Annotated in this window: 17 protein-coding genes; 8 read left to right on the top strand and 9 right to left on the bottom strand. The window is 64.8% G+C overall.

Annotated features, from left to right (window positions below; translation table 11 throughout):
• Nucleotides 1-265: 265 nt before the first annotated feature.
• Nucleotides 266-1,981 (bottom strand): thiamine pyrophosphate-requiring protein, encoded by a 1,716-nt coding sequence (locus HNS03_RS20985; protein WP_367198010.1) that lies wholly within the window; start codon nt 1,979-1,981, stop codon nt 266-268.
• Nucleotides 1,982-2,254: 273 nt separating this feature from the next.
• Between HNS03_RS20985 and HNS03_RS20990 the strand changes: the two genes are divergently transcribed.
• From HNS03_RS20990 to HNS03_RS21010, 5 genes are all read left to right on the top strand, one after another.
• Nucleotides 2,255-3,202, top strand: a complete 948-nt coding sequence (locus HNS03_RS20990; protein WP_367198011.1) for a TAXI family TRAP transporter solute-binding subunit — start codon at nt 2,255-2,257, stop codon at nt 3,200-3,202.
• 486 nt (nt 3,203-3,688) lie between these two features.
• Nucleotides 3,689-5,629, top strand: coding sequence for a TRAP transporter permease (locus tag HNS03_RS20995; RefSeq protein WP_367198012.1), 1,941 nt, complete (start codon nt 3,689-3,691; stop codon nt 5,627-5,629).
• 2 nt (nt 5,630-5,631) lie between these two features.
• Nucleotides 5,632-6,411: an IclR family transcriptional regulator gene (locus HNS03_RS21000; RefSeq protein WP_367198013.1), complete on the top strand. Its 780-nt coding sequence runs from the start codon at nt 5,632-5,634 to the stop codon at nt 6,409-6,411.
• 73 nt (nt 6,412-6,484) lie between these two features.
• Nucleotides 6,485-7,501, top strand: coding sequence for an amidohydrolase family protein (locus HNS03_RS21005; protein WP_367198014.1), 1,017 nt, complete (start codon nt 6,485-6,487; stop codon nt 7,499-7,501).
• Nucleotides 7,502-7,513: 12 nt separating this feature from the next.
• Nucleotides 7,514-9,121, top strand: coding sequence for an FAD-dependent monooxygenase (locus HNS03_RS21010; protein WP_367198015.1), 1,608 nt, complete (start codon nt 7,514-7,516; stop codon nt 9,119-9,121).
• A 31-nt stretch (nt 9,122-9,152) separates the two neighbouring features.
• Here HNS03_RS21010 and HNS03_RS21015 read toward each other — a convergent pair whose 3' ends face one another.
• The 5 genes from HNS03_RS21015 to HNS03_RS21035 all read right to left on the bottom strand — a co-directional run bounded on the left by HNS03_RS21015 (nt 9,153) and on the right by HNS03_RS21035 (nt 15,634).
• On the bottom strand, nt 9,153-9,881 hold the full coding sequence (locus HNS03_RS21015) for an SDR family NAD(P)-dependent oxidoreductase (protein ID WP_367198016.1): 729 nt from the start codon (nt 9,879-9,881) through the stop codon (nt 9,153-9,155).
• A gap of 440 nt (nt 9,882-10,321) precedes the next feature.
• A complete protein-coding gene (locus tag HNS03_RS21020; RefSeq protein WP_367198017.1) occupies nt 10,322-11,314 on the bottom strand; it encodes an amidohydrolase family protein in 993 nt (330 codons plus the stop codon).
• Nucleotides 11,315-11,366: 52 nt separating this feature from the next.
• Entirely contained in the window at nt 11,367-13,310 is a 1,944-nt protein-coding gene (locus HNS03_RS21025) for a TRAP transporter permease (protein WP_367198018.1), read from the bottom strand.
• 105 nt (nt 13,311-13,415) lie between these two features.
• Nucleotides 13,416-14,429, bottom strand: coding sequence for a TAXI family TRAP transporter solute-binding subunit (locus tag HNS03_RS21030; RefSeq protein ID WP_367198019.1), 1,014 nt, complete (start codon nt 14,427-14,429; stop codon nt 13,416-13,418).
• 188 nt (nt 14,430-14,617) lie between these two features.
• A complete protein-coding gene (locus HNS03_RS21035; protein WP_367198020.1) occupies nt 14,618-15,634 on the bottom strand; it encodes a TAXI family TRAP transporter solute-binding subunit in 1,017 nt (338 codons plus the stop codon).
• A gap of 187 nt (nt 15,635-15,821) precedes the next feature.
• Between HNS03_RS21035 and HNS03_RS21040 the strand changes: the two genes are divergently transcribed.
• Entirely contained in the window at nt 15,822-16,760 is a 939-nt protein-coding gene (locus HNS03_RS21040) for an acyl-CoA thioesterase (RefSeq protein WP_367198021.1), read from the top strand.
• Between the two features lie 97 nt (nt 16,761-16,857).
• Here HNS03_RS21040 and HNS03_RS21045 read toward each other — a convergent pair whose 3' ends face one another.
• Genes HNS03_RS21045 through HNS03_RS21055 form a run of 3 tightly spaced genes read right to left on the bottom strand, consistent with a single transcriptional unit; the run spans nt 16,858 to nt 21,009 of the window.
• Nucleotides 16,858-18,009 (bottom strand): acyl-CoA dehydrogenase family protein, encoded by a 1,152-nt coding sequence (locus HNS03_RS21045; RefSeq protein ID WP_367198022.1) that lies wholly within the window; start codon nt 18,007-18,009, stop codon nt 16,858-16,860.
• A gap of 20 nt (nt 18,010-18,029) precedes the next feature.
• Nucleotides 18,030-20,129, bottom strand: coding sequence for an acetate--CoA ligase family protein (locus tag HNS03_RS21050; RefSeq protein WP_367198023.1), 2,100 nt, complete (start codon nt 20,127-20,129; stop codon nt 18,030-18,032).
• Between the two features lie 7 nt (nt 20,130-20,136).
• Nucleotides 20,137-21,009, bottom strand: a complete 873-nt coding sequence (locus HNS03_RS21055) for a p-hydroxycinnamoyl CoA hydratase/lyase (RefSeq protein WP_367198024.1) — start codon at nt 21,007-21,009, stop codon at nt 20,137-20,139.
• 56 nt (nt 21,010-21,065) lie between these two features.
• Between HNS03_RS21055 and HNS03_RS21060 the strand changes: the two genes are divergently transcribed.
• Together HNS03_RS21060 and HNS03_RS21065 are read left to right on the top strand one after the other, a co-directional pair.
• Nucleotides 21,066-21,524 carry a MarR family winged helix-turn-helix transcriptional regulator gene (locus HNS03_RS21060; protein ID WP_367198025.1) on the top strand — a complete coding sequence of 153 codons (459 nt, stop codon included), beginning with the start codon at nt 21,066-21,068 and terminating at the stop codon, nt 21,522-21,524.
• Between the two features lie 258 nt (nt 21,525-21,782).
• Nucleotides 21,783-22,481, top strand: a complete 699-nt coding sequence (locus HNS03_RS21065) for a TIGR00266 family protein (protein WP_367198026.1) — start codon at nt 21,783-21,785, stop codon at nt 22,479-22,481.
• Nucleotides 22,482-22,750: the final 269 nt, after the last annotated feature.

Here is a 22,750-nt window from a genome sequence, read left to right on the forward strand (position 1 = left end):
TGAAATTGCGTTGAAAGATATGTCCTCACGCTGTCGCGGCTTCGCCGCTTCGCTCCGGACGGGGCGGCCTCCGGCGGTCGCGCGGTCGCGCGCTGGCTTCGCGAATTTCAGGAAAAGTGGGAACCGGTTTTCCGTCTGAAATTGCGTTGAAAGATATGTCCTCACGCTGTCGCGGCTTCGCCGCTTCGCTCTGGACGGGGCGGCCTCCGGCCGGCGCGCGGTCGCGCGCTGGCTTCGCGAATTTGCGGGTTTGGTGCGTGGCCCGTCAGTTGCGATCCGACACGGCGATCCGCACGTCCAACAGCGCCTGCCGCCGCTCGGTGCGGATCACGTGGATGGCGCGCTGCAGGGCCGCCGGCAGGTCGCGCCCATGCTCCACCCGCTCCACATGGGCGCGGCTGGCTTCGGCGACTTTGAGATAGTCCGGCGCCGGCTCCAGCGAGGTCAGCGGCATGGCATTGGCGCGCGCGGCCGCACCTTCCGGAAAGGCGCCGATGACGGATCGGCGCACGGCATTCCACATGCCGTTGTTCTTGATGATGGTGAGGATTGGAAGTTGCAGCGCTTCGGCGATCTGGTGACAGGCGACGGGGTTGGCGAAGATGTAGGAGCCATCGCCGATGCAGGCGATCACGAGCCGGTTCCGGTCGGCAAGTTGCGCGCCGAGAGCGGCGGCGAGTCCCCAGCCAAGCCCGCCAGAATGCGGGTTGCTGAAGGCCCGGTTCGGCCCGGCGAGCTCCATCGCGCCCGGCACGAAGCCGAGCTCGCCGAACACGATGGCGCTCTCGTCCATCGCTTCGGAGACGCAGCGGCTCAGCCACTCCGCGGTCATCGGGGTGGTGCAGCCGGCCTCCGCGTCCGCCTTGGCAGTCTCGCGTCGCTGGGCCGAGCGGGCTGCAAACGCTTTGTGGCGAGCCACAGCGTCGGCGTCAGGTTCCGGCATTGCCGCGGAGAGTGCCTCGATGGCGGCGACGGGATCGGCGGCGATCGCGAGATCGCACTTGTAGCCGCGCACGGGCATGCGTGTGAAATGCGGGTCCGGGCCGATATGGATGACGGTCACGTCGTCGGCGGGTGCATGGAATGCGTCGATCCACGGCACGCCGGTGTCCAGCACCACGACGACGTCCGCTCCCGCCATCGCCGATTTGGCCTCGTAGCCAAGGAACATGTCATCTGCGGAGGCCAGGACGTTGCGGATCGAGAACGGTTCGGCTACGCCGACCCCATGCCGGTTTGCAAACGCCGAAAGCGTCTGGCCCAGGCGGCCGGCCGTGTCGCCGCGCTGGCATAGCACGACCGGGTTTTTGGCCCGCGCCAGCCACTCCGCTGCCTGTGCGATGGCGGAAGGGTCCGGATAGGCGATGCTTGCGGGCGGCGGTGCCGTGCGGGCAGGGTTCGGAGTCTCGATCGGCGCCGTCAGCGGTTCGCGCGGCAGGCTCAGATAGACCGGCGCCTTGGGTTCGCTGTTGGCGAGCGCCACCGCGCGCGCGGCGATCGGGCCGCCCTGTTCGGGGTAGCGCAGCTCGTAGTGGAACTTGCTGACATTGGAGACCAGCGAGGCCTGATCATACATTTCCTGGCCATACTGGATCGGAGAAACCCGATGGCCAGGTCGCCCGCTTTCCGTCAGCGGCGTGCGGCCGGACATCATCACGACCGGGACGTTGTCGCTCGCCGCGTTGATGATCCCCATCGATGCGTTCGCCAGCCCGACATTCACGTGAACCATCACCGCTTGCGGACGGCCCGTGACGAGGTAGTAGCCATGCGCCATCGCCACGCTGGCGGTCTCGTGGGGGATCGTCAGCGCCTCTGGCGCCTGGCCGGCCGGCAAGGCGGCGAGCGCCTCGATGATCGGGGGGAAGTCGGTGCCGGAATTGGCGAAGAGATAGTCGACGCCGCTGGCCTTGAGGCCGGTCAGGACCGCTTCCGCACCATTGGCCGGCACGTGGCCGTCTGCGTTCGGATCTTTGCTCACGGATTTCCTCCCAGGCGCCGGCCTCCGGTGGCTACCGCTCGACAATGACCGTTGGACCAGGCGCGGATTTGGAACGCGACGAGGACGGGTCGGCTTGGATGATCCGCCTGTCGTCCGCTCCATCTCGTTGGAATCGACCACATTCACGAGCCGGGCTCGATCGGGCCGAAACGCATCGTGATCTAGACGGTAGCCTCTTTCAAAAATCTCATATATAAAGATTTCTGTACGGTCCAACGAAATCGGGACCGATCACACAAGGGAGGAGAGCTCATGCGTTTGCGGATCGCTATGGCGGCCGCCGCCTTCGGGCTGGCTTTCGCCGGGACTGCCTCGGCCCAGAATGTCGGCATTGCGACGTCCAATCCGGGCTCGCTTTTCCACAATATCGGGACGGCGGTTGCGAACGCGGCCAACCAGGCCGGCCTGAACGCCACCATTCAGCCCGCGACCAGCCCGAATCAGTACATTCCGTTCGTGGCCTCCGGCGGCATCGAGTTCGGTGTCGCCAACCTTCAGGAAGTGGCCTACGCGGTCGAAGGCAAGGAGTGGTTCGAGGGGAACGCCAACCCGGACCTGCGTATCGTCGCGACGATCATGCCGCTCCGGGAGGCCATTTTCGTGCGTGCCGACAGCGGCATCCGCACGATCGCCGACCTCAAGGGCAAGCCGATGGTGGATGGCTACACCGCCCAGAACACCATCCTGCCGCAGCTCGACGCCATGTACGCCACCGCCGGGATGACCCGGGACGACGTGGAGCCGGTCAACGTGCCCAGCGTGGTGGCGGGCGCGGATGCCTTCATGGCGGGTGACAGCGTCGGCTTCATCTTCGCCCACGGGGCCGGCAAGGTCCGCGAAGCGGATGCGGCCGTCGGCGGCATCTACGCGATCCCGATCGAGCCGAGCGAAAAGAACCTGGAGCTTGCGCGCCAGTTCTGGCCGGTGGCCTTCTTCACCGAAATCGAGGGCGGCACCACGCCGGGCGTTCCGGAGACGGCGAGCTTCTTTGCCTATCCGCAGGTCGTGTTCACGAACGCGAACGTGCCGGACGACGTCGTCTATCAGATGGCTAAGGCGCTCTACGAAGGAAAGGAGACCATGGCGTCGTCCTTCCCGCCCTTCAAACAGTTCGATCCGGCCGACATGGCCAGCGATATCGGCGTCGCCCAGTACCATCCCGGCGCGCTGAAGTTCTTCAAAGAAGAGGGATTAAACTAGAGGCTGTTTTTGGCTTGGAGCAGAGGCTGCTTTGGGGGAGAGAGGGTCGGACAACAGGAGAAAGGCGATCCGCGAATACTCTACCGTATTTGGGAACCTTTCGACGCATTGGCCGACCCTATCTCCAACCCTTCGGGCCGGACGCTTTCTCACTCCGGTTCGTCGCCGATCTCGACCGTACTCCCGGTACGATTATCGAACGGCCCCTGCCGAAGCAAAGAAATCGGCATCGGCGCAGCCCTATTCGAAGGTCACAACAGCCTCTAGCGCCTTGTCAGGCGAAATGGGGGTCGGTTTTTCGCCCCCGCTCAACTTGTCCCTTCGGGCGTGGTCCGGAGGGACCGATCTGAAGCTAGCTCGCGGAAAGCGGGAGATGGCTTTTCGCCCGCATGCGGCTTGAAGAAATTGGCATCGGTCACGGCTCATGATTTCAGGTCTCAAGCCTTCGAAATCCCCGTGGTCGAAGCCTGAACCAGGACCACGCCAATGAACGGGACCGTCGAGGGAGGGGCTGCGCGCGGCCCCTCCATGGGAACCTGTCGGCCAATTGCCGACGTTCTCGCCTGCCTTTTGACGCTGACGGCGGTCGCCTGGGCGGTCTCGTTGCCGCGCTATCTCGGCGTTGGGTTCTATCCGCAGCAATTCTTCGCGGTCGTGCTCGGCCTGGTGCTGCCGATCGCGTTTCTGACGCTTCCCGCACGGCGCGGGGACGACCGGCCGAGGGTGCCCTGGTTCGATGTCGTGCTTGCGGTTTTGAGCGCGGCGGCGGTCGGCTATATCGCGGTGCGCTATCCGGTTTTGATCAACAAGATCTTCGTGCGCCCGCCGGAAATCTGGATCCCGGGCCTGATCACCATCCTTTTGACGCTGGAAGCCCTGCGCCGGGCCACCGGCTGGGCGCTCGTCATCATCATTTCGGTGTTTCTCCTTTATGGCCTGTTCGGCGATATCGTGCCCGGCCGGCTGCAAGGGCGCGCCCAATCCTGGGACTTGCTTGCCGGCTACATGGCCTTCGATGCCAACGGCATACTTGGGCTTCCGATGTCGGTCGCTTCTACCATCGTGATTGCCTTCATTCTGTTCGGCGTGCTGCTGGGGCTGACCGGCGGATCGAACTTCTTCACCGACGCGGCGATGCTCGGCATGGGGCGCTTTCGCGGCGGGTCGATGAAGATCTCGGTGCTCGCCTCCGGCCTGTTCGGCTCGATCTCCGGCTCCGCGGTCGCCAACGTGGTGGGGACGGGGATCGTCACCATCCCGATGATCAAGCGGGACGGTTATCCGGCGCACAAGGCGGCGGCGATCGAGGCGGTTGCCTCCACCGGCGGTCAGCTTATGCCGCCGGTCATGGGTGCGGCGGCCTTCCTGATGGCGGAGATGCTGTCGGTTTCCTATGCGACGGTGGTGCTCGCGGCGCTGCTACCCGCGCTTCTCTATTATATCGCGCTCTTCATCCAGGCCGATCTGGAGGCCGCGCGTCTCGGTATCTCTCCGGTGCCCAAGTCTGAGATCCCGCCCGCGCGCGGTGTGCTCAAGGGGGCGCATTTCATCGTCGGCTTCGCGATCCTGATCTTCACTCTGTTCTCGCTCAACTGGCAGCCGGAGCGGGCCGCGCTGCTGGCCGCCGTCTCCATCATCGTCACGTCGCTCGCGCTCGGCTATCGCGGCAAGCGGCCGGCGCTGAGCGCGATCGGAGCGAGCTTGACGAACACCGGCTATGCCGTCGTCGAGATCGTGCTGATTTCGGCCGCCTCGGGGCTCGTCATCGGAATTCTCAACCTTACGGGGCTGAGCTTCAATCTGACTTATGCACTGGTGCAGCTCGGCGGGGGCAGCATCATCCTTCTGCTGGCGCTTTCCGCCATCGTTTGCATCGTGCTTGGGATGGGGCTGCCGACCCTCGGCGTCTATGTGCTGCTTGCGGCGCTGGTGGCGCCTGCGCTCGTCAAGCTCGGTATCCCGCCGATCGCCGCCCATCTCTACGTGCTCTATTTCGGGATGATGTCGATGATCACGCCGCCGATCGCCATGGCGGCCTTTGCCGCCGCTGCACTCGCCAAGGCGCCGGCAATGTCGACGGGTTTTGCCGCGATGCGGTTCGGCTGGGCGGCCTATGTGGTGCCGGTTCTGTTCGTGTTCTCCCCGAGCCTGCTGCTGATGGGCGATTCCTTTCATATCGGCTTGGCCGTGATCACGGCGATCATCGGTGTCTGGCTCGTCTCCGCGGCGCTGGCCGGCTATTTCGCCTCGCTGCTGTCGCCGACCAAGCGGGGCCTGTTTGCGCTGTTCGGTCTTGCCGCCCTGGTGCCGGCCGGCGCGTTTTCGGGCGGGGTCTATAGCGACATCGTCGGGGTCGTGGGTGGGGTCGCGCTGATGGCGACGGAGTTTGCCCGCAGCCGGCGCGGCGTGGTTCAGGCGGAGTCCTGACGATGGAATCCCGCAACAGCCTGGAGCGCGTGATCGCGCTTCTGGACGTCTTTTCCGAGGATCATCTGGAATGGACGCCGGACGCGTTGATGGCGCGGCTCGGCTATAGCCGCCCTACGCTCTACCGCTATCTGAAATCCCTGAAGGACGCCGGCTTTTTGACCACGACGCCGGCTGGCGGCTACACGCTCGGCCCGCGCGTGGTGGAGCTCGACTTCCTCATGCGCAAGTCGGACGTTTTGGTGCAGCGCGCCGAGCCGCATCTGGAGGCGCTGGCGAAAGCCTATCCGTGCAATTCGCTGCTGGTGCGCTGGTACGGCAACAAGCTTCTGTGCGTTGCGTCGGAATGCTCCACCGATGACGTGCAGACCAGCTATCCGCGCGGCCGCCCGATGGCACTCGCTCGCGGGGCGATTTCGCGCTCCATCATCGCCTTCCTGCCACGCCGCAAGCTGTTGCCGTTCGTGGATGCCAATCTGGACGAACTGCGCGCCACCGGGCTGGGTGCGTCCCGCGAAGAGATTCTCGACGCCATGCGCCAGATCCGGCGCACCGGCTACGCCGTGGCCTATGGCGAGGTAACGCCCGGCGTGACCGGTATCGCGGCGCCGATCTTCGACAGCGGTTCGAGCCCGATCGCCTCGTTGTGCCTGACCATATCCCAGGAGGCGGCGAGCCGGTTCGGCGTCACGGAGCTGGGCGCCGCGCTCAAGCGGTCGGCGGGAGAAATCAGCGACTATCTGGCCCATCGCCGTGCGGAGGGTGAGGCAAGCCACACCTGACACCGGCCGGCATTCCAGCGTGGCCGGTCCATATCCGAGCCCCCTCTCAGACCAAATATGACGGAGGATCCCTTTGAAAAAGATCGACATTTTCAACCACATCTGGCCGAAGCCGTTCTTCGACGCGCTGATCGACCATATCGGCGAGATGACCGACATCACCCGGCGGTCCGGTGCGGTGCCGATGATGACCAACCTCGATCGACGCTTCGAGGTGATGGACATGTTCGGAGAGGACTACCAGCAGGTGCTCTCGCTCGCCTCTCCGCCGCTGGAGAAGCTGGCCGACCCGGCGAAGGCGCTGGAGTTGTCCAAGATCGGCTCCGATTCCCTGGCTGAACTCTGCCGTGATTACCCGGAACGTTTTCCGGGCTTCATCGGCACGGCGCCGATGACCAATCTCGACGAGGTGGTCGAGGAAAGCCGACGCGCGGTCGAAGATCTGGGCGCCGTCGGCATGCAGATTTTCACCAACGTGTCCGGCAAGCCTCTGGACCTGCCGGAGTTCGGTCCGTTCTTCGAATACATGGCGAAGGCCGGCAAGCCGGTATGGCTGCATCCCGCGCGGGGTGAGAACTTCGCCGACTATCTGAGCGAGGACCGCTCCGAATACGAGATCTGGTGGACGTTCGGCTGGCCCTACGAGACCTCGGCCGCGATGGCGCGCATGGTCTTCTCCGGCTTCTTCGACAAATATCCGGGGCTGAAGGTCGTGACCCACCATGCCGGCGGCATGGTGCCCTTTTTCGAGGGGCGCGTCGGCCCCGGCTGGGACCAGATGGGCGCCCGCACGACCGACCGCGACCTCGCCGCGGTCCGAAAGGCGCTGAAGCGGCCGCACCTTGAATATTTCAAGGACTTCTACGCCGATACCGCCTCGTTCGGCTCCCAGAAGGCGATCGAGCATGCGATCGAATTCTTCGGCGAGGACCATGTCCTGTTCGCCTCCGATGCGCCGTTCGATCCCGAGGCGGGCCCGATGTACATCCGCGAGACGATCCGGATCATCGAGGAGATGGACATCTCCGAGGAACTGCGCCGCAAGATCTTCCAGGACAACGCCGTCAAGCTTCTTGGCTTGAAGATCTAGAAAGCTAGAGCGATGCCCGACGGAGCCAACTCAGAAGCCGCGTTCACGTGCGACGTGGTCATCGTCGGCGGTGGCCCCGTCGGGATGGGTCTTGCAATCGAACTCGGCCAGCGTGGTGTGGCGGTCGCGATCGTCGAACGCTACGCCACGCCGCAGCCGATCCCGAAAGGCCAGAATCTCACGCAACGGACGATGGAGCACATCCATTTCTGGGGCGCCGAGAAGGAGCTGAGGTCGGCGCGGACGATCCCGCCCGACTACGGGATCGGCGGGCTGACCGCCTATGGGACGCTGCTTGGCGGCTATCATTACGACTGGCTGAAGCGCGAGCTGGTTCGGCCTTACTATTTCACCGACAACGAGCGCTTGCCTCAATATGCGACGGAGGAGGTGCTCAGAGCTCGGGCGGCTGCGATTCCTGCAATCGATATCGTCTACGGATGGACCGGCGAGACGATCGCCCAGGACGTCGACGGCGTATCGGTCACGATTGCCGAGAAGGACGGGGAAGCTCGGCGGACGATCCGGGCGCGCTATGCGGTCGGCTGCGACGGCAGCCGCTCGGTCGTGCGCGAGGCGGTCGGCATCACTCAGACCCGCACCGACCATGACCGTCTGATGGTGCTTCTGGTCTTCAAGTCGCGCCAGTTGCATGAGCTTTTGACGCGCTATCCGGGCAAGTCGTTCTTCAATGTCCTGCACCCGGATTTGAAGGGATACTGGCTGTTCTTCGGGCGGGTGGACTTGGGCTCGACCTGGTTCTTCCATGCGCCGGTTCCCGCCGATACCACCACGGACAATTTCGACTTTACGGACTATCTGCACCGGGCGGCCGGCGCGGATTTCGATGTCAAATTCGACTATATCGGCTTCTGGGATTTGCGCTTCGCGGTGGCCGATCAGTATCGCAACGGCCGCGTTTTCATTGCCGGCGATGCGGCCCACAGCCATCCGCCCTATGGCGGCTACGGCGTGAATACCGGCTTCGAGGATGCGCGCAACCTCGGCTGGAAGTTGGCAGCGAGGCTGCAGGGATGGGGCGGCGAGGCGCTGCTCGAGAGCTATCACGCCGAGCGCCAGCCGGTATTTGCCTCGACGGCGCGCGACTTCATCGAGAATTTCATCAACGAAGATCGAGAGTTCCTGGAGGCCTACGATCCGGAGAAGGATCGTGCCGCCTTCGAGGCCGCTTGGGCGGACCGCGCCAAGGGAACGGCGGAGGTGCATGCCTTCGAGCCGAACTATGAGGGCTCACCGGTAGTGTTCGGGCCCGAGGGCGGCGTGTGCAGTGCCGTGGGCTCTCACACGTTCAAGGCCCTGGCCGGTCATCATCTGGCGCCGCAGGAGCTCTCGTCAGGCCGCAATCTCTACCAGGAGCTCGGCACCGGCTTCACGTTGCTTGCGCTTGACGCGGAGGCTGCTGATATCGCCGCGTTTGAAGCCTTGGCGGCGAAGCACGGTCTCCCGCTGAAGGTTGTCACAGATACCTGTGATGGCGGGCGCGAGCGGATCGGCGCACGCCTCGTCCTGATCCGGCCGGACCAGTTCGTGGCTTGGGCCGGCGACACGGCCGGCGATCAGGCGGAAGCGATCCTCGGCAAGGCCGCCGGACGGATCTGAACGGCGGCCCTCACTTCGCCTGGCTTTGCTTTTATCCTCGTCCGAAAAAGGGCACCTTGAGCGGCACGACGGTGGACTCGATCATCGTGATTTCTGGAGGCAGGCTCGCCATCATCACGACGATCTTGCCGACGTCCTCCGGCACGATGCGGTCGGCAGCAGGCTGATCGGTCTGGCCCGGCACCAGCGAGGAGATCGTGGCGCCCGGATTGAGGGCCGAGGCGGCGATGTTGAAATCGCGCCCGTCCAGGGCGAGCGAGCGTGTCAGCCCTTCCAGCCCGAACTTGCTGGCCGTGTAGGCGATGGAGTTCGGCCGCGGGCTCTTGGCGGAGATCGAGCCGATGTTGATGATGCGCCCGCCGCCGGCGGGTTTCATCAGCCGCATTGCCTCCCGGGAACACAGGAAGGCCGAGGTCAGGTTGGTCTCGATCATCTCGTGCCAACGTGACAGCGACAGCTCGTCCGTCGGCGTCGCATCGGCGATGCCGGCATTGTTGACCAGGATCTTCGGAGCTCCCGCCCGCGCGACGGTCGTTTCGAAGAGCCGCACGACGTCCGCCTCGCGGGTGACGTCGGTCGGGACCGAGATCGCTCGCCCGCCGGCTGCCTCGATATCGCCCACCAGCGTTTCGAGCTTGTCGGCTGAGCGGGCGGCAAGCACGGTGAAAGCGCCGGCTGCGGCCAGTTCTACGGCGATACCCCGCCCGATGCCGCTGCTGGCGCCGGTGACGATCGCCACTTGTCCTTCGATGGACTGCATGAGTCCTCCTTGGATCAGATCACAATGATTTCGGATTGGTTCGATCCGAAATCATTGTGATCGATTTCTATAAGTGAGAACGGGATGCGGGCGGAAAACCGGTTCCCACTTTTCCTCATCCCGCTCAAGATCAACCCCTTCGGACGGCGTCCGAAGGGACGCGTTGATCGTCTTTTAAGTTAAAGCGGGATGCGGGCGGAAAACCGGTTCCCACTTTTCCTCATCCCGCTCAAGATCAACCCCTTCGGACGGCGTCCGAAGGGACGCGTTGATCGTCTTTTAAGTTAAAGCGGGATGCGGGCGGAAAACCGGTTCCCACTTTTCCTCATCCCGCTCAAGATCAACCCCTTCGGACGGCGTCCGAAGGGACGCGTTGATTGTCTTTTAAGTTAAAGCGGGATGCGGGCGGAAAACCGGTTCCCACTTTTCCTCATCCCGCTTTAGAGCCTAAACAAGCGTTCGGCGTTGCGGCCGCGAACGGCGTGACGCAGCTCGCCGGCAAGCGAGTCGACGCGCGCGAGGCAGCCGGTCATGTCGCCGATATTGTGCGGATAGTCCGAGCCGTAGAGCACGTTGTCCGGTCCGCAGACATTGATGCAGAGATCCAGCACGTCCTGGCGATGGACGACCGCGTCGACATAGATGCGTCTCAGATATTGGGTCGGCCGCTCTTCGGCATGAGCGGCGCAGGTCGGAATGTTATCATAACAGAGATCGAGCCGGCCGGCGATGAACGGCAGTGCGCCGCCGCCATGGGCGCCGATGATCTTCAGCTTCTGATAGCGGTCGAAGAAGCCGTCATAGATGCAGCGCGAGATCGCCATGGTGGTGTCGAAGACGAAGCCTACCGGCGGCACCATGTTGTGCTTGCGCATGTCGAGCTGGTCGACGGCGGGTGGGGCGGTCGGGTGAACCAGCACGGGCAGGGCGGCATCGTCGATCGCCTGCCAGACATCGGCGAAGGCGGGGTCGGAGAGCGATTTGCCGTCGATGTTGGCAAGCACCATGACGCCGACGGCGCCAGCCTCCAGGCAGCGGGCGAGCTCTTGCCTGGCAAGCTCGGGATATTGCCAGGGCAGCGAGCAGAGCCAGCGGATGCGATCGGGGTAGGCGCGCTGGGCTTCGATGAAACTGTCGTTCATGATGCGCGCGGCGTCCAGGCTGATGTGCGGATCGCCGAAATAGCAGCTCGGCGATGTGAGCGAGACGATCGCCACGTCGACCCGAGCCTGATCCATCGCCTTGATGCGCATCTCGTAGTCGAGCATCGCCGGGAACAGGGTGAGGAATGGCGAGCCGTACATGTCGACCACTTCGCCGCCTTCCGGCAGGGTGCGGAAGGTGTATTTCGGAGCGCCCTTCTCGCGAAGGAGATCGAGATAGGGCTGGCTCATCATATGGGTGTGGACGTCGATGACGGGGCTCGAATGCACGGGCTTCCTCCTGCGTGTTGTCCGTTTTCGGGTAAGCCGAGCTTGCCCGGGATTATGAGTGCGGCGGGGTCTCGGTCGCCGGCGCCACGCCGGGCTCGCCGGCGTGCTCGGGCCCGGCGGCCTCGCGCAGCCCCGGCAGCGTGATGCGGGGCAGCAGGGCATACACGGCGTAGCCCACCGCCGCCGCCACAAGGGCGAGGATCGATTCCGGCCCCGCCCAGACCGGCGCGGAGGCAATCGCGACCACCAGCGCGGTGACGAGCGCGGCCAGCGTGATGCTCGCGGGGTTGGGGCGTTCCAGAAGCCGGGCGGAGCGTCCGATCACCAGGATCGCGGCCAGCGTGGTCAGAACGACGGTGACGATCGCCTGGGGCGTGCCGTCGAGCAAAAGCGCGGGGTCGTAGGCCCAGACGAACGGCAGGATGAAGGCGATCGCGGAAAAGCGCATGCCGATCCAACCGGTCTCCCACATGCCGGCGCGCGCGAGGCTCGCCGCCACGAACGAAGAGACGCACACCGGCGGCGTGAGGAACGACATCACCCCGAAATAGAAGATGAAGAGATGGGCGGCGAGCGGCGTCAGGCCCATGTCGATCAGAGACGGGGCGATCACGGTGGCAAGCACGATGTAGATCGCGGTCACCGGCATGCCCATGCCCAGGATGATCGACAGGATAGCCGTCAGCACCAGCATCGCCAGCAAGCCCCATGAATGGCCGACCTGCATGATGATGAAGGAGAGGGACTGGCCGAGGCCGGAGACGTTCATGACGCCGACCACCGCGCCGGCTCCGCCGGCGATCAGCACGATCGGAATCATCGCCTCGCCACCTCCGAGCACGAACGAGCGCCATTCCGCCAACGACCGGAAGCGGCCTTTCACGATGGCGAGCACGAGCAGCGTGAAGGCGGAGGTGAGCGCGGCTTCCGCCGGCGGTTTGTTGGCCCAGAACAGGAGATAGAGCAAAAGGCCGAGCGGCAGCACGAACACCCAGCCGGAGCGGAACACGGCGCCGATGCGAGGAAGGTCGGCGCGCGGCAGCCCGACAAGGCCGCGGCGCTCCGCAACCGCATCCACCTGCACGAACAGGCAGATATAGTAGAAGATCGCCGGCAGCAGCGCGGCGAACACCACCAAGTAGTAGTCGATCTGCAGGAACTCGGCCATCAGGAAGGCCGCCGCTCCCATCACCGGCGGGGCGATCTGGCCACCGGTGGAGGCGACCGCTTCGATCGCCGCGGCTTGAGCGGCGGTAAAACCGGTCCGCTTCATCAGCGGAATGGTGACGACGCCGGTCGACATGATGTTGCCGACGGGCGAGCCGGAGACGCTGCCGAACAGGCTGGAGGCGATGACGGCCACCTTCGCCGGGCCGCCGCGGCGGTGGCCCATCATCGACATGGCGAGATCGGTGAAGAAGGTGGTGGCGCCGCCGACCTCCATCAGCTTGCCGAGCACGATGAAGGCGAGCACGAGCGAGGCGACGATCGACAGCACCAGACCGGGAATGCCGCTGGTATCGGCATAGAGGTACATCACCACCGATTCCGGCGGTAGGCGGTCGGCCTGGAAGGGTTGCGGCAGGACCCAGCCGACGAAGGCATAGGCGATCAAAACCCAGACCAGAGCGGCGATGCCGGTGCCGCAGATCTTCCTCAGTGCCTCCATCATCAGCACGACGGCGAAGATGCCGGGCACGTATTTCTGCGGCGTGTGGCCCATGAAGTCGAACAGCCACGCCTCGAAATTGTAGGACATCCACGTCCAGGTCGCGATCGCGACCAGACCGAGGACGATTTCGAGAAGACCGGCTTCTTTGCGGTAGGGCTTTAGCAGAAATCCGGCGGCGACGGCGACCCCGAGATAGGGGCCGAGCCATTCGGAATCGACCAGGTTGAGCCCGAGCTTGAGCGGGACGTCCATCGCCCATGCGATGCCGCCGATCAGCAGAAAGGCGAAATAGAGATTGAGCAGGCCGGACGTCACGCGCGACATGGACGGGTCAACCGGTATCGAAAGTCCGTTGGAGGTGCCGTCTGATGACCGGGCGGGGTCGGATCGATGCCCGGCCGCCCGGCCCAATGTTCGGATCGTGCGGCCCTATTGGCCGAGCAGCTTGGCCTGCTGCTGGTCGTGGTCCGGGGTCCAAAGGCCAAGCTCCTTGAAGGCCTTGATGGCGCCGTCGTGGAACGGGTGGCTGATCTGGCCGGGCAGCATGGCGTCGCGGTTCATGCTCCGCAGCGCCGGCACCGCCTTTTGCAGTTCGCCCCAGTTTTCGTAGGTGGTCATCACCACCTGGTAGATGTCGTCGGCGTTCGCCGCGGTGCCGGTGTTGAGGTAGGAATCGTAGATCGCGACCTTGGTCGGCTCCTTGACGCCGACAGTGGCCGGCCCCGGCTCCAGAATGCCGACATGGAAAGCCGGCAGCGCATTGATCGGCTCGTCGTTCGGCCCGAGCGCTACCACGCGGGTGCCGCCGGGGATCGCCGCGTCGGCCTCGCGGTGGGCCGGAATGCCCAGGATGGAGGCCGTCACGTCGACCCGGTCCTCCGTCAGCGCCTTGATGGCGGAGGGAACGTTTGTCTCGGCAACCGCGGTGACGTCGTCTTCCGTGAGCCCGGCGGTGGCGAGCACCGCCCGGTTGACGTCATCGAACAGAGCCAGCGTGCGATAGGAGGTAATGACGCGTTTGCCCTTGGTATCGGCGACGGTGATGATGTCGTCGTCGGCCCGCGAGATGAACGAATATTTCGCCTGAGCCATGACCAGCACCGCCCGGACCTGATCCATGGCCTGGGGGTAGGGCTCCTTGCCGTAATAGGCGGCGTTGGCGTCGAGGCCGGAGTTGATGCCCAGAAGGACTTCGCCGCGATGAAGCTGCGGCAGATATTGCGACGTGCCGCCATGCGGACGCGCCGTTGAGGGCACACCTGTCTTCTCTTGGATCACCGTCGACAGCGCGGTCCCGAGCTGCGCGTAGAGCGTGCCGGCCGGGCCGGTCGCGACAGTGATGCGATCCACCGTCATGTCGGCTGCGGCCGAGCCGGCCAGCGCAAGGCTCAGCGCCGCGCCCGTGATCAGCGCATGCAGCGCCGTTTTCGCCTTCAGGCTCATGGACGTCTTCTCCCCTGTGCGTTTTCACTCCTGATCGCCGGCCGTCTTGCTGCGGCGCTTGCTCCGTGTTTCGGAGTATCAGATCAGGGTCCCTTATATAGGTGGGCACGGTACGGAGCATGCCCCCTTCGGTCAAGGGGGCGGAGCGGACATTTTCGCCGTTTGTAGCGGCCACCTCCGTGCAGGTGTCAGCCTTGTTTCAAAAGGGCGGCCTGCTGCTTGTCGTGCTCGGGGGTCCAGAGCCCGATTTCACGGAAATAGCGGATCGCGCCATCGTGGAACGGATGGCTGATCCGCGCCGGCACCAGGTCGTCCGCCGTCATGCCGCGCAGCGCCGGAACGGCCTTCTGCATTGCGGCCCAGTTCTCGTAGGTGATCTTGGCGATCTCGTAGATGTCGTCGGCGTTGGCGTGGACGCCGGTGTTCAAATAGGAATCGTAGATCGCGATCTTGGTCGGTTCCTTGACACCGACGGTTCCCGGACCCGGCTCGAGGATGCCCACATGGAAGCCCTGGAGCGCGTCCACCGGCGCGTCGTCCGGTCCGAGCCCGACCACCCGTGTGCCGCCCGGGATCGCCGCATCCGCCTCGCGATGGGCGGTAATGGCGAGGATCGCGGCCGTCACGTCCACACGATCGGAGGTGAGCGCCTGGATGGCGTCCGGCACGTTGGTTTCGGCGACCGGGGTGATGTCTTCTTCGGTCAGCCCCGCCGTTTCCAGGAGGGCGCGGTTGACGTCGTCGAAGAGGGCGAGTGTGCGGTAGGCGGTCACCACGCGCTTGCCTTTCATATCGCCGACCGTTTCGATGCCGGCGTTCGCGCGCGCGATGAAGGAATAGTTCGCCTGGGCGATCGCCAGCACCGCCCGGATGCCGTCCATCGCCTGGGGATAGGGCTCCTTGCCGAGATAGGCGGAGCTTGCGTCGAGACCGGAATTGATGCCGAGCAGGATCTCGCCCCGGTGAAGCTGCGGGAGATATTGGGAGGTGCCGCCGTGCGGGCGCGCCGTCGACGGGATCCCGGTCTTGTCCTGGATGATACTGGTCAGCGCGGTGGCGATCTGGGAATAGAGCAATCCGGCCGGGCCGGTTCCGATCGTGACGCGGTCCAGCGTCATCTGGGCGTGTGCGGTTGCGCACAGCGCCGCGCCAATCGCTCCGGCCGCGACGAGCGACCGCACGGCGCGTCTTACACCTGTCGTCATGGTTCTCCTCCCTTGCGCTGCCCTGTTCACCGGTTCGGTTCGCCGGCCGCCGCCCTTGACGGGGTGCTGTTATCTAATCAGGGTCCCTTATAAATAGTCACGGTAGTTGACGCGGCTGGCAAGGGTCAAGGGGGACCGCGACGGGCAGGGTCCGCCCACGTTGGCCGCGGAGATTGGGAGTTTTTGAATGACGGATCAGTTCGGGCCGGAAGTCTGGCGGGGCAGCGTCAATGCCTGGGAGTGTGACCAGATGGGTCATTTGAGCGCTCGCTATTATCTGGCGCTCGTCCGGCACGGGCTTCCGGGGTTTGCCGCGGCGATCGGACTAAGCGGTGCCTTCAAGGAAACGGCCGAGCGGACGCTTCTGGTGACCGACCTCCATATCCGCTTCCTGCGCGAGGCCCGACTCAGCGCGTTGTTGCATATGACCGCCGGCACGGTCGCGACGGAGGCGGACCATCTGGTCGTTCAATTTCTGCTTTGGCACAGCGGCTCCGGCGAGCTGGCGGCCACGATGCGGGTCCGGCTCGCGCTGATCGACGCGCGCGGCGGGGAGAGGCTTGCCATGCCGGCGGAACTGACGGACCGGGCGGACGCGTTGCGGATTGATTGCCCGGAAAAGGCAGAGCCTCGCAGTGTCACGCTCGAGCCGATGGCTACGCGGGCCTGTCTGGCGGAGGCCGACAGGCTCGGTTTGATCTGCCCGAGCCGGGGCGCCATCGGTGCGGAGATGTGCGACGTGTTCGGGCGATTACGTCTGGAGGGCTTCCTGGCGGCGATCACGGACGGGATGCCCATGGTCGGTCCGGCGCTGCGCGGCGATCTGGCCGACTATCTCGACATAGCGCCGGAGCGGATCGGCGGTGCGATGGTCGAGTACCGGTTGATCTATCATCGTTATCCGCGCGCCGGCGACCGGTTCGAGGTGCGCAGCGGGCTCGCCGGGGTGAGCGAGCGGACCATGCGCATCATTCACTGGCTGCTCGATCCGGAGACGGGGCAGCCCTGGTTGTCCGCCGACGGGGTCGTTGTCTCGTTCGATCTGGATGCGCGTAAGGTGATTGCGATCCCACCGGAAGCCCAGGCGGGGATGCAGGAGGTGATCACGCCGGGGCTTGGCGTATGACCTTGGCTTGGGGGCTATGACCTAGCCCAAGCTATTGAATCTATTTTCTTTTCCTGCCGTTCGGGAAGTTCCCGTCCGAGCTGAAGAGGCTCCACATCTAGGCGACTTTCAGCCCCATCAGGCCGGCGATCAGGTTGCGCTGCATTTGCGAAGAGCCGGCGGCAATCGTCGCTGAACGCGCGTCGCGGTAGTGGCGCTGCATCGGATATTCCATGGAGTAGCCGAAGGCGCCCATCACCTGCATGCCCATGTTGGCGACCTTCACATAGGTTTCCGACGAAAACAGTTTCGCCATGGAGATCTCCGACAGCGCATCCTCGCCGATGGAGACCTTCCAGGCCGCTTGCCACATCAACGCGCGAGCGGCTTCGACCTCGGTCTTCATATCGGCGATCATATGGGCGATCGCCTGGTTCGCGCCGATCGGCTTACCGAACTGGGTGCGACCGCGGGCATAGTCGACAGCAAGATCCACCACGGCCCGCGCCGCGCCGCAATTGCCGGCTGCCGACATGATCCGCTCCACTTGCAGGCCCGACAGGATCACGTCCCAGCCCTGATCGACACCGCCGACGATCCGGTCCTCGTCGACCTCGACGCCATTAAAGTGGATCTCATAGGTGCCGGTCGCCGTCCGTCCGAGCATGTCGAGCTTTTTCAGCTCCACCCCCGGGGTGTCGTTGTCGATCAGGAAGAGCGACATGCCCTTGCGGTGAGACACGCTTGGGTCGGTCTTCAGGTAGACATTCAGGACCGTGTTGTCCGCGCCGGCCCCGGTCGACCACAGCTTGGTGCCGTCGACGCGCCAGTGTCCGTTTTCCTTGCGCGCCGAGGTCCGCATCGCACCGACATCCGAGCCCGCGTCGGCCTCCGAGATCGAGATGGCCATCCGGAGATCGCCGGCAAGAAGGGGCGGCAGAAAACGCGCCTTCTGTTCCGCACGGCCTTTGCGGGCGATGTTGAGGCCGCAGAAGATACCCCCGGCGAACGCCATGAAGAAGTCCGCGCTGGTGTAGGCGATCTCCTCGCCGACGATCGCCAGATCGACGACCGAGCCACCCAGGCCGCCGGCCTCTTCGGGAAAGGGCAGGGCGATCAGCCCGGCTTCCGCCCAGGCCTTGTGGAGCTCGTAGGGGTAGAGCCCCTGACGGTCGTGGTGGGCGACCATGTCCGGCGGAGCGTGCTTGTCCATCAGTCGCCGAACGCTGTCGCGCAACAGGCGCTGCTCTTCGGAGAGCCCAAAGTCCATGGTCGTTTCCTGTTTTCGGTCTATTCCGTCGTCTTGAGCGTGACGAGAACGTCGAGAATGCGGACCCCTTCGCCGGCCGGGTAGAGTGCGAGCGGGTTGATCTCGACCTCCATGATCGAGGGATCGTCCAAGAGCAGGCGCCCGAGCCGGTCGAGGGTGTCGGCGACAGCGTCCACATCGAGTGACGGTCCGCCGCGATAGCCTGACAGCAGCGCTGCGCCGCGCAGATGGTCGATCTCCGCCTTGATCCGCTCCTTCGGCAATCCGGCAGGGAACATGCGGATATCGCGCATCACCTCGGTGAAGATGCCGCCGAGACCCGCGATCACGACAACGCCCCAGGACGGATCGCGCCGCGCCGAGACCACCATCTCGAGCGCAAATTTCGGCGCCATTTCCTCTACCAGGAGACCGTCGATCGGCGCGCCGGGAGCCGCATCCGCCACCGCCACTTCGATCTCGGTCCAGGCGGAGCGCACGGCGGTGGTTCCGCCGAGGCCGAGCTTCACCCCGCCGACATCGCTCTTATGGGAGATCGCCGCAGCTTGCACCTTCAACGCCACTGTCCCCTCGATCTCGTTCGCCGCCGCCACGGCCTCGTCGGCGCTGGTCGCGAGACGGCCGCGCGGGACGGCAAAGCCGGCCTCGGCAAGCACCGCCTTGCCGCGATATTCCGGCAGCATTTGCGTTTGGGCGCTCGGATCGCTCCGGACGGGGGTGGGAAGGTCCTCCACGAAATCGAGCTTGGCGATGTTGGCGAGCGCCCGCATCGCCCGTTCCGGCGAGCGGAAGAACGGGACGCCGGCGGTGCGGATCTCCTCCAGGAACTCCGCCGGCATCGGTAATTCGTCGCCCAGGAAGACCAGGGCCACCGGCTTGTCGGCAGCCGTCAGCACCGGTTTAAGAGACTGCCACTTCGCCATCACCTGGGGCGGCGCGCCGCCCATCGCCGCGACCAGCAAGGCGTCGATGCCGGGATCGGCCAGCATCGCAGCCGAGGTGTCGCCGAACAGCGCCGGCTTGCTCATCCCCATGGCGGTAATGTCGAGCGGATTGTCGATCACGGCGAAGTCGGGAAGCACCTCGCGCAGCGCCTGATCGGTGGAGGGGGCGATCGCCGGCAGCGGCAGGCCGATCGTTTCGCCGAAGTCCAGGCAGAAGCCGCGCACGGCGCCGGAGTTGGTCATGATGCCGAGCCCGCGCACCCGAGCCTGCGGGTAGCGGTGGCGCAGGATCACGGTGTCGAACAGCTCGTCGAAGCTCTCGGCGAGGGTGACGCCGGCGGCGCGCACGAACGCCTCCATTACCGCGTGGTCGCCGGCCATCGCCCCGGTGTGGGACTGGGCGGCCTCGCGGGAGCGGGCGCTGCGGCCAGGATGCATCAGCACCACCGGCTTGTCGAGGGCGTAGGCACGCCTGGCTGCCTGCAGAAAGACCGCCGGATCGCGGATCTGCTCCACGAACACGGCGAACGAGCCGACCGCCGGATCCTCCACCAGTGCGGTCATCACGTCTTCGGCTGCCGTCACCGCCTCGTTGCCGGTGGAGATCGCATAGGCGACCGGCACGGATCGGCTTCTGAGCGCCTCGCGGATGTTGCCGTTCATCGCGCCGCTCTGTGCGATCACCGCGACCCCGGTTCCCGGCACCACCGTCGGCGACAACCGCTCGAAAGTGAGCGGCACACCGGCCATGAAATTGGCGAAGCCCAGACAATTCGGGCCGAGCAGGGCGATATCCGCCGCCCGTGCGATCTCGGCGATTTCGGCCTGGGCGCGGATGCCCTCCTCGCCAAGCTCGGCGAACCCGGAAGCGAACACGACGATCCCGCCGACGCCGCGCGCGGCACAGTCGGCCACCGCCTGCTTGACGGCGCCTGCCGGCACCACCAGGGCGACCAGGTCGATGCCAGCGGGCAGATCGGCGATCCGGCCGACGCAGGAGCGTCCCTCGATCTCGGTGTGCTTGCGGCTGACGAGATGGACCGGCCCGTCGTAGGCGAAGGTCGAAAAGTTCGACAGCACGTTGTTGCCGAGGGTGAAGGGCTCCGGCGAGGCGCCAACGATCGCAATCGACCGCGGGTTCAGGAGCCGGTCGATGCTCGAACGCGTTTCCGTCATGATGGCGTCAGCGGGAGCGGTCGTAGGCCTGCAGGCCCGGACGATAGGTCTTGTCGTCCAGGAATTGCGACATACCCTTTTGGTCGCCTTTTTCGGGATCGCGATATTTGGTCTGGTCGGACTTGGCCATGAGATATTCCATGGCGGAATCCCACGGCATCGACTTCACGTGATGATAAGCCGTCTTCGCCGAGCGCAGCACGAACGGGTTCTTCTGCTTCAGGGTGTCGGCGAGCGCCTTGGTGCGCTCGCGCAGATCCTCGGCAGGCACGGCGAAGTTGACCACCCGCATCTCGGCCGCCTGACGGCCGGTGAAGGTTTCGCCGGTCATGATGTAGTAGAGCGCGTCACGCTGGCTCATCACTTCGGCAAGCGACTTCGTCACGATGCCGGCGGGAATGATGCCCCAGTTGATTTCGGAGAGGCCGAAGGTGGCGTCCTCGGCCGCCACCGCGAGGTCGCAGCCGATCAGCACCTGGAAAGCGCCGCCGAAGCACCAACCGTTGACCATCGCGATGGTCGGCTTGGAGAAATACATCATCCGGCGCCATTGCCAGGCGGAGTTGGCCTGATAGAGGCGCTCGCGCGCCAGCGGCGGGCCGGCGTCGACGTCGCGGAAATATTCCTTCAGGTCCTGGCCAGCGGAGAACGCGTCGCCGGCACCGGTGATCACCACCACCTGGACACGGTCGTCCTCTTCCATCGCGTCGAGGACGGCGTTCATCTCCCACACGATGCCGGGATTGATGGCATTGCGCTTGTCGGGCCGGTTCAGCGTGACCCAGGCGATACCGTCCTCGATGTCCACCAGGACGGTGTCGCCCCATCCGCGTGCGCCGCTGGTCTCGGGGTCCCGCGCCCCATTCGGGCTGCCTGTCATTTGCCGGCTCCTTGAGCTAAACACTGTCAGCGATGCTTAAATAAGGGGCCCTGATATTGTCAAGCGACGACACCGGTCACCATGCGCGCCACTTGGCGCGACCGCGTACGATGTATCTGCTCAATCAGGCCAACCAAGCGATCCGCTCGCAGCTCGAGCAGGCGCTGAGGGGGCTCAGCCTGACCGGGATTCAATATACGGTGCTGGCGATCGTCGGATCGCGCGACGGGATTTCGTCGGCGGAGTTGTCGCGCCGTTTCTTCGTGACGCCGCAGACTATGAACGAAATCGTCACCGGGTTGGAAAAGCGCGGCCTGTTGCGCCGCGAGGCGAGCGCGGAAAACCGGCGGATCCTGACGGCATCGCTCACCACGGAGGGCGAGGAAATGCTGAAAGCCTGCGATGCGATCGCCGACGAGATCGAGGCGGCGTCGCTGAAAGGCCTCGGTGAGGCCGACCTGCAGGAGCTTCGCCGGATCCTGCGGCTGCTGTTGATCGATCTGCGGGGCGGGTAACAGCAAAGCCTGAGTTGTCTTAAAAGTTGTTTCTAAAGTCGGCATATCGACGGTTACGAGAAACAATACAATTATTGATTGTTTTCTCGGTCGATTTTGCGCGCGTTTGCACTCTTTGCCATGGCGCTTCTGTCCGCCAAGATTGGCGTCGTGACCGGGTCATGCAGCGCTGGCAGGGTAGCGAAACGGCCATGCCCTGCGGGACGACGCGGTCGTGTTCCCCTCTATTTTTCTCCAGTCCGTCACGAGGCATTCCATATGCGCAGCGAAATCACCGGATCGACGCTCCCCGTTCTCACGCTCACCTTGGAGGCCGGTGAGACGGTCCTGGCAGAACCCGATCGGCTGTCGTGGATGTCATCCAATGTCGCCATGCACACGACCACCGCGACGGCGGGTTCCTCCGGCCTGTTCGGGGCGCTCGGTCGCGCGCTTTCGGGCGGCGGGCTGTTCATGACCGAGTTCACCGCGGAACGCGGCGAGGCCGTGGTGGCATTCGCCGCGACCATTCCCGGCAACATTTTGGAAGAGACCGTGGAAGAGGGACGGGGTCTCCTGATCCACCGCCACGGCTTTCTGGCCGGCAGCAAGAGCCTGGCGCTCTCCACCGGGTTCCAGCAGTCGCTCGGAGCGGGCCTGTTTGGCGGCGATGGCTTCGTCCTGCAGCATCTGGGTGGTCACGGGACCGCGTTCGTGGAGCTCGGTGGCGAGCTCGTGCGCTACGATCTGGAGGCGGGGCAGGAGCTCCTGGTCCACCCGGGACATATCGGCATGTTCGAAGAGCGGGTGTCTTTCGAGATCACCACGATCCGCGGCGTTCGCAATGCGATTTTCGGCGGGGACGGATTGTTCCTGGCGCGCCTGTCGGGTCCGGGGCGCATCTGGCTGCAATCGCTGACGCCGGCGAAGCTTGCCCATGCGCTTCGGCCCTATCTGCCATCCGGCGAGCATCGCTAAGTTAGAGGCTGCTTAAGCAAGCAGGAAGCGCTCCAGCGCCTTCGACTGAAGTCAATTGCTGTCGAGCAAGTGTTCCCATCAGACTGCTGCACAAGTGAGGCGGGAAAAGCGGGCGCCGGTCACGGATATCGCGCCGACGTCCAGCCACCTCGTATTGGAACCGCCTGCGCTTTCGTGCTTTTGCTCGATTTTGCCCGAAATGATCGGGCTCCATCGGTCGCTATTGGGACGCGGTGACCAGGCATGGCCTATCCAATTGCGCGATAGGA

It is taken from the genome of Amorphus sp. 3PC139-8, assembly GCF_040750475.1.
In the GTDB taxonomy this organism is placed as follows: Bacteria; Pseudomonadota; Alphaproteobacteria; order Rhizobiales; family Amorphaceae; genus Amorphus.